Origin of the sequence: Dawidia soli, from assembly GCF_018598185.1 — a bacterium.
GTDB lineage: Bacteria > Bacteroidota > Bacteroidia > Cytophagales > Cyclobacteriaceae > Ohtaekwangia > Ohtaekwangia soli.
On sequence record NZ_JAHESC010000031.1, the window covers coordinates 84,537 to 92,632 of the forward strand.

Here is an 8,096-nt window from a genome sequence, read left to right on the forward strand (position 1 = left end):
TCAAAATTTAAAACTGTATGTTACCGAAGGAACGATCGTACCAACCACCGACAATTTATAGGGGTTGTAAAAACCTTTGCCGTTGTCCTGAAAGAATACAGCATAAGCGTTCTTTCTTCCGTAGGCGTTGTAGAACGAAATGACCCAGGTACCGTCGAGCATTTTTTTGCGCTTGTGCGTGCCTTCTATGATCAGGGCCAGGTCAAGCCGGTGGTAGTCGGGAATGCGGTATTTGTTCCGGTCTGAGAACGTCATAACCGGCACACCGTCTACTGAGTATCCTGCGATCGGCAATGACATGGGGCGGCCGGTATGATATACAAACGTACCCGAGAAGAAGATGCGCCGCGAGAGCCCGTAACGCCAACCGAGCTGCACGACGTGAGGCTGGTCATAGTTGGATGGATAGCGATTACCGTCGTTAATCTTTTCTTCTTCCGAGGCGCCGTCTACGGTGCGCCAGGAACGTGAATACGTATAGCTCAGGCTGCCTTGCAGGCGGCCCTTGATCTTGCTGGCCGATACCTCCACGCCATAGGCCTCGGCATCCCCCGGAAGCAGGGTTGTTTCCAGGTTCTTGTTCAGGATAAGGCTTGCTCCGTCGCGGAAATCGAGGACGTTCTGCGTGACTTTATAGAATCCCTCCACATACGCTTCATACATATTTTCCTGGATCGTGCGGTAATAGCCCAACGAGATCTGATCGGCGATCTGAGGTTTGAAATATGTATTGCTCGACTGCCAGATGTCAACCGGTGTGACCGCCGCAGTATTACTGATCAGGTGCATGTATTGATACATCCGATTATACCCCAGCTTGATCGACGCAAACGCGTTGAGGGTATACCGCAACGACACGCGCGGCTCGAGGCCTACGTAGGTCTTCATGCTTTCGCCTTTGTCATATACCGTAGAGTCGGTAATATTCTGGCGCAGGCGTGGCAGACCTTCGGCGTAGTGGTAGGTCACACCGTCCCCCACGCGATTAAAGAACGATGCGCGAAGACCGGCTTCCAGCAAAAATTTCTCGCGCCAGTAGAAAGCATCACTGAAATATAAGGCCGACTCCGACGAGCGCTCGGGTCGCATGTCAATGTTCCTGACGGTCGACTCAGGGTCCGTAGGTTTTAGCGAGCCCGGAGCAAAGTCGTACCAGGTGTGATGTGCCCCGAACGAGAGCTTATGCTCGCCTTCGTAATTGAAATCCAGTTTTACCGACGGATACGTAATGCCATAGGACAGATCGTAGGCCTGTGTCGGATCGTCGTCGCTGGTGCCGTAGGTATATTTGCCAAACGATACCGACAATGTGCCGAAGAGCCTTTCGGTAAAGGTGCGATCGTAATGAATGGACGCGGCGATGTTCCGCGAAGTATACAGCGTGTCGTTGGTCAGGCTGAACCGGTCGTAGCTCGTATATCCGGACAGCGTCAGCTTTGACCTGTTGGTAAGCTTGTGAATGTACTTGAGCGAGCCATCATAGAACGAAAGCGAAGCGTTCTGTACATCCTGGTAGTTGGATTTGATCGTCTTTAACACCCAGTCCGAGTACGAGGTACGGACGGATGCGATGACCGACGACGTGTCGTCTTTTACCGGACCGCCGGCGGTAAGGTAACTGGACATGATCCCGATACCGCCACCACCGTGCCACTTATCGAGCGGCCCCTCTTTCGACTTGATGTCGAGCACCGACGATACGCGGCCACCGAATTCAGCGGGGATGCCACCCTTGTAAAATGACACCTGGCTGACAGCGTCGGCATTAAAGGCTGTGAAGAATCCCAGCGCATGTGACGTGTTAAACACCGGCACACCGTCGTACAGCACCAGGTTCTGATCCACCCCGCCACCGCGCACGTTAAAGCCCTGGGCCACTTCGCCTACCGTTGTTACACCCGGTTGATTCTGTACCTGTTTTATCAGGTCCACTTCACCGAGGAATGTCGGCGCCCGCTTCATATCGGTCACGCGCAACGACGTCTGGCTGATGCGGCGATTGAGTACCGCTTGTTCGGAGATCACCACTTCGTCCAATACGGTGGGCGCTTCTTCGAGTACGATGTCCAGCGTTGCCGGACTATACACCTTTGCGTCGATGACGCGTTCACGAAAGTTCACCGACTTAAAGTGGATCATGTTCTCACCCGTCGTAACGTTGATGATATAATTTCCTTTTTCGTCTGTTACCGCTGTTTCGACATCGTTGACCAGGACGATGACACCTACCATGGGATGGCGCGTGGATTCGTCTTTAACATTACCCGTAATGGCAGCACGGCTGCCGGGTTTGTATTTGCGCCGGTCTCCCAGTTCGCGCGACTCGATCGTTTTCTTTTTCGCGATGGCCGTCTGAACGCGTGCTTCGTGCTCCAGTGTGCGCTGCGGGTCGCGGATAAAGATAACGGCGTAGCCGAACATATACGAGTAGCGAATGTCGCTGGCGCGTAGCAGGTCGTCCAGCATGTACCGGAGAGATTTGCCGTTATACTGGCTGTCCGCCGTATACGGTTCCAGCCACTCCGGCGCAAAGAAAAATCGTACAGGGTGAGATTTCTCCAATTCGATCAACACGTCTGCCAGGGGCTGTCCGTCTTTGATTCCGGTCAACGTCATGGACGGCATGTCCGGCCGGCCGACAGGCGGGTCTTGCGCAAAGATCCAGGCAGGTGTCACCACGAATACACAGAAGAGCAGTAACTTTTTCAAAGGGCAACAGTTTTGAATAAATATAGCCACAACGCCCGAAGTTTGCTACGGGCGGTATTCGAAAAGTATATACCCTACATGAAAATGGCGTATACGGATCCGGGAAAGGGGCCGATACAGACGAGCAGCCCACGCAGGTCTGCCTACCGGCAGGCAGGCTCCTGCTGGCTGAGACAGTGGAACGAGCCCAGGCCCCAGATGATATCCACGGAATCCAGGCCGATCACTTTCCGATCGGGGAAACATTTCTGGAGAATGTCCAGCGCGCGGTCGTCGTTTTTGTCGCGGAAGGTCGGCACCACCACGTACTTATTGCTGATATAAAAATTGGCGTACGATGCCGGCAGACGCATGTCGTCATACACCACGGCGGCCGGCATGGGCAGCTCCACCACGTTCAGCGGCTTACCGTCCTCCAGGCGCAGGCGGTGTAGCTCGTGCAGGTTTTCTTGTAGCAGCACGTAGTTTTCATCGTTCTTATCTTCCTCCACTACGGTTACAACGGTGTCGGCATTGACAAAGCGCGTCAGGTCGTCGATGTGGCCGTCGGTGTCGTCACCCACGATGCCGTCGCCCAGCCACAGGATGTGTTCGACACCATAATAGTTGCGCAGGTACGTTTCGATCTGCTCCTGGGTGAGATGCGGGTTACGGTTTTCGTTCAGCAGGCAGGCGCGCGTCGTCAGCAGCGTACCCCGACCGTTGAATTCTACCGAGCCGCCTTCCATCACAATGCCGGGATATACTACCGGCAAATTATAATGCTGCGCAATGAGTGTCGGAATATTATCGTCGAGGTCGAACGGCGGATATTTACCCCCCCAGGCATTGTAGCCCCAGTCCACGATCATTTTCTTCTTCTCGTGTGGGTTGATCAGGAACGCGGGACCGTGGTCGCGGCACCAGGCGTCGTTGGTGGGGTGCAGAAAGAACTGTACGTTGGCCAGGTCGGCACCCGCTTGCTGCAGGTGGCCCAGGGCCTTTTGTTTCATCGCCTCGTTTACCACGTTGATGTTCACCTTCTCCCCTTCGGCCACGCGCTTGATGAACTCGGCATAGACCGGGTAGATCGTTTCGATCTTGCCGGGCCATGAGGCCTCTTTGTGCGGCCAGCTAAGCCAGGTAGCGTCATGCTTGGCGAACTCTGCGGGGAAAAAAAATCCTTGTTGCTTCGGGGTGGTCGTGCTCATGGAAAATGCGAGGTGATGGGTAAAAAATAAGCTCCCGGCAGGATCACTGCCGGGAAGCGCTATCGTTATTCTTCGTCGATGTAACGTTTGGTGATCGGCTGGTACGAGTCGATGCGACGGTCGCGCAGGAACGGCCAGTGCGTTCTGTAGCGGTCGCTCTTCTCGAGGTCTACGTTGTGTACGTGTACTTCTTCCTTTTCATGCGAAGCCAGGTACTCGATCTTGCCGAAAGGGTTGGAAATAAACGAGCCTCCCCAGAATTTCATGGCACCCTGTTGCTCAAAGCCCACGCGGTTTACGCTCACCACGTATACGCCGTTTGCCACGGAGTGGCTGCGCTGGATGGTCTGCCAGGCGTTGTACTGCTCGGTGTTGGTGTCCTCGTCTTGCGAGGTAGCCCAACCGATGGCCGTGGGATAGAACAGGATCTCGGCACCCATCAGCGATGTGATGCGGGCTCCTTCGGGATACCACTGATCCCAGCAGATGAGCACGCCGATCGTCGCGAACCGGGTCTTGAATACTTTGTAGCCAAGGTCGCCCGGCGTGAAGTAAAACTTCTCGTAATAGGCCGGGTCGTCGGGGATGTGCATCTTGCGGTACTTGCCCAGGTACTTGCCGTCGGCGTCCAGCACGGCGGTGGTGTTGTGATAGAGGCCTTCGGCGCGTTTTTCAAACAGCGACGCGATGATGACCACGCCCAGCTCTTTTGCCAGCGCGGAAAGAACGTCCGTAGACGGGCCGGGAATCGGCTCCGCCAACTTGAAGTTTTCGTAATCTTCCACGTCGCAGAAGTACAGCGAGCGGAACAATTCTTGCAAACACACGATCTGCGCGCCCTGCGCCGCAGCTTCACGTATTTTGGCAACCGCTTTTTGGAGGTTTTCCTCCGGGTTGGCTGTGCAGCTCATTTGCACGGTACCTACTTTCACTGATTTACTCACGTCTTATTCCGTTTTTTTGGCTTCAGAACGCAAAAGTAGAGAAAGTAATTCCACCGGCAAAAATCAGTGTGAGCATGCGCGTGAGAGCGAAAAAAAGCCCCCCGGCATGCCGGGAGGCTTGTGTATGCTTTTTTTAAAATCGATTCTACACTTCTTGCTCGATGTGCACGAACGACTCGTCCTTCGCTTCGAGGTTCGACGAGCCCATCAGCCAGGTGTCCACCGCCCGGGCAGCTTCGCGACCTTCCGAGATCGCCCACACCACCAGTGACTGTCCGCGGCGCACGTCGCCGGCAGAGAATACGCCTTCCTGGGTGGACATATAGTTTTGCGTTCTGACGTTGCCGCGCTCGTCCAGCTCCAGCCGGAGCTCTTCTACGAGGCCGCCTTTCTCAGCGCCCACGAACCCGATGGCCAGCAGCGCCAGCTCGCAGGGGATCGTACGCTCCGTGCCCGCGATCTCTTCAAAACCCATCTTGCCTTGCCCGTTCATACCCCACTTGATGTCAACGATCTTCATACCGGCCAGGCGGCCGTTGCTGTCGCCGACAAACTCTTTGGTCAGGATCGCCCACTGCCGGTCGGCACCTTCTTCGTGCGAAGAAGACGTGTTCAGGATCATGGGCCACAGCGGCCAGGGGTTGTTGGCGTCGTCGCGTTTCGCCGGCGGCTTGGCCAGCAGCTCAATCTGTGTTACCGACTTCGCACCATGACGGTTGGAAGTACCCACGCAGTCGGAGCCTGTGTCACCACCACCGATCACCAGCACGTTCTTGTCCGTTGCCATGATCTCTTCGATGGCCAGCTTGTCGCCTGCCACGCGTTTGTTCTGCTGTGACAGGAAGTCCATCGCGAAGTGTACACCCTTCAGGTTGCGCCCGGGAATGGGCAGGTCGCGCGGCGCCGAGGCTCCGCCACACATCACGATCGCGTCGAACTCATCTTGTAAGTGCTTGGCGCTGATGTTTACACCGACGTGGGCGTTGGTGCGGAAGACGATGCCTTCCTGCTCCATCAGGCGCAGGCGGCGGTCGATCACGTGCTTCTCGAGCTTGAAATCGGGAATGCCGTAGCGCAGCAAGCCACCGATCCGGTCGCTGCGTTCAAACACCGTTACCCAGTGGCCGGCTTTGTTGAGCTGTGCGGCAGCGGCAAGGCCGGCCGGGCCGGAGCCTACCACCGCTACGCGCTTGCCCGTGCGATGCTTGGGCGGCGTTGGCTTGAGGTAGCCCTTTTCATAGGCTTGCTCGGCAATGGTCTTTTCGATGTATTCGATCGTGACCGGCTTGTTGTTGATGCTCAGCACGCAGCTCGCCTCGCACGGTGCCGGGCAAATGCGGCCGGTGAACTCGGGGAAGTTGTTGGTGCTGCTCAGGATCTTGATCGCTTCTTCCCACTTGCCGTTATACACAGCGTCGTTAAAGTCGGGAATGTTGTTGCCCAGCGGGCACCCGTTGTGGCAGAACGGCACGCCGCAGTCCATGCAGCGCGCAGCCTGTTGTTTTACTTTCTCTTTATCGAGCGGGTTATATACCTCTTTATAGTCCTTGATCCGTTGTTTCGGGTCGCGCGATTTTGGCATCTCGCGCTCGAACTTCATAAATCCATCTATCTGTCCCATGTGTCTGTTGCTTAATGATGATTGAATCGCATTACTTCTTTACCAGGGCCGGCGCGGCGGCTTTGGCGCTGGCGGCATGCTTGCCGGCAGCTTTTTGTTTCTGAAGAACAGCCTTATAGTCGCGTGGCATCACCTTCACAAACAGTTCCGATGCCTCCGCCCAGTTCTCCAGCACCCACTCCGCCGGGTCGCTGCCCGTATATTTGTGGTGCTTTTCAATCATCCCCCGCACTTCCGCTTTATCTTCTTCTTCCATGGCTTCGAGGTCTACCATCTCGCGGTTGGTCAGTCGCTCGAGCGCATGCTCAGGGTCGAATACGTAGGCTATACCTCCGCTCATACCGGCGGCGAAGTTTTTGCCGGTTTTACCGAGTACCACCACACGGCCACCGGTCATGTATTCACACGCGTGATCACCTACGCCTTCTACTACCGCGGTTACACCCGAGTTGCGTACGCAGAAACGTTCGCCGGCTTGTCCGCGGATATAGGCTTCACCCGACGTAGCGCCGTAGAAGGCTACGTTACCGATGATGATGTTGTCTTCCGGCTTGAAGCTGGCTTCGCGGTCGGGATAGATAACGAGCTTACCGCCCGACAGACCCTTACCAAAGTAGTCGTTTGCTTCGCCTTCCAGCTCGAACGTGAGGCCCGGTGCTCCAAACACACCAAAGCTTTGTCCCGCCGAACCTTTGAACTGGAAGTGGATGGTATCTTCCGGCAGGCCCTTGCCTTTATACTTCTTCGATACTTCGTTCGACAACAACGCGCCCACCGAGCGATCGATGTTGTGAATGATGAACTTGTCTTGTACGGCCTCGGCGTCGTCCAGTGCGGGACGGGCTGCCTCCACCAGTTTCCAGTCGAGCACTTTCTCCAGCTCGAAGTCCTGCTCGATCTGCTTGTACAGACCTACACCTTCGCGTGCCGAGTCTACGTGCAGGATCGGCGACAGGTCGAGCTTCTTCACTTTCCAGTGTTCGATATCCTGACGGACGCGCAGCATGTCGGCGCGGCCGATCATTTCGTTTACAGTGCGGAAGCCGAGCTCCGCCATGTTCTCGCGCAGGTCTTGCGCCAGGAAGCGGAAGAAGTTCACGACGTGGTCGGGGTCGCCGGTGAAGAGCTTGCGCAGGTCTTCGTCTTGCGTGGCAATACCCACCGGGCATGTATTCAGGTGACACTTCCGCATCATGATACAGCCTTCTACTACAAGGGCAGCCGTCGCTACACCCCACTCTTCCGCGCCCAGCATCGCTGCGATGGCGATGTCGCGGCCGGTACGGATCTGACCGTCGGTTTGCAATACCACGCGGCTGCGCAGGTTGTTTTTCACCAGCGTCTGGTGTGCTTCGGCCAGGCCGAGCTCCCACGGTAAACCGGCGTGGCGTACCGAGCTGATCGGCGACGCACCCGTGCCACCGTCGGCACCGGAGATGAGGATGGCGTCGGCTTTTGCTTTCGCAACACCGGCGGCCACGGTACCTACACCCGCTTGCGACACCAGCTTGACGTTGATGCGCGCCTGGCGGTTAGCGTTCTTCAGGTCGAAGATCAGCTGGGCCAGGTCTTCGATCGAGTATATATCGTGGTGCGGCGGCGGCGAGATCAGGCCCCCCCCCGGTGTGGAGG

5 protein-coding genes are annotated in these 8,096 nt (G+C 56.3%); all 5 read right to left on the bottom strand.

The window, feature by feature from the left end:
* On the bottom strand, positions 1–2,709 hold the full coding sequence (locus tag KK078_RS19920; RefSeq protein ID WP_254092069.1) for a TonB-dependent receptor: 2,709 nt from the start codon (positions 2,707–2,709) through the stop codon (positions 1–3).
* Positions 2,710–2,852: 143 nt separating this feature from the next.
* Complete coding sequence (locus KK078_RS19925) at positions 2,853–3,899, bottom strand: agmatine deiminase family protein (RefSeq protein ID WP_254092070.1); 1,047 nt, start codon at positions 3,897–3,899, stop codon at positions 2,853–2,855.
* Positions 3,900–3,964: 65 nt separating this feature from the next.
* Complete coding sequence (locus KK078_RS19930) at positions 3,965–4,843, bottom strand: carbon-nitrogen hydrolase (RefSeq protein WP_254092071.1); 879 nt, start codon at positions 4,841–4,843, stop codon at positions 3,965–3,967.
* A gap of 145 nt (positions 4,844–4,988) precedes the next feature.
* Positions 4,989–6,464: a glutamate synthase subunit beta gene (locus KK078_RS19935; protein ID WP_254092072.1), complete on the bottom strand. Its 1,476-nt coding sequence runs from the start codon at positions 6,462–6,464 to the stop codon at positions 4,989–4,991.
* A 31-nt stretch (positions 6,465–6,495) separates the two neighbouring features.
* Positions 6,496–8,096 (bottom strand): GltB/FmdC/FwdC-like GXGXG domain-containing protein (locus KK078_RS19940; protein ID WP_254092073.1); only part of this gene is annotated, 1,601 nt, incomplete at its 5' end.

Excerpts from the sequence above, each read along its gene's own strand:
- KK078_RS19925 (WP_254092070.1), bottom strand. The coding sequence starts at position 3,899 with ATGAGCACGACCACCCCGAAGCAACAAGGATTTTTTTTCCCCGCAGAG.
- KK078_RS19935 (WP_254092072.1), bottom strand. The coding sequence starts at position 6,464 with ATGGGACAGATAGATGGATTTATGAAGTTCGAGCGCGAGATGCCAAAA.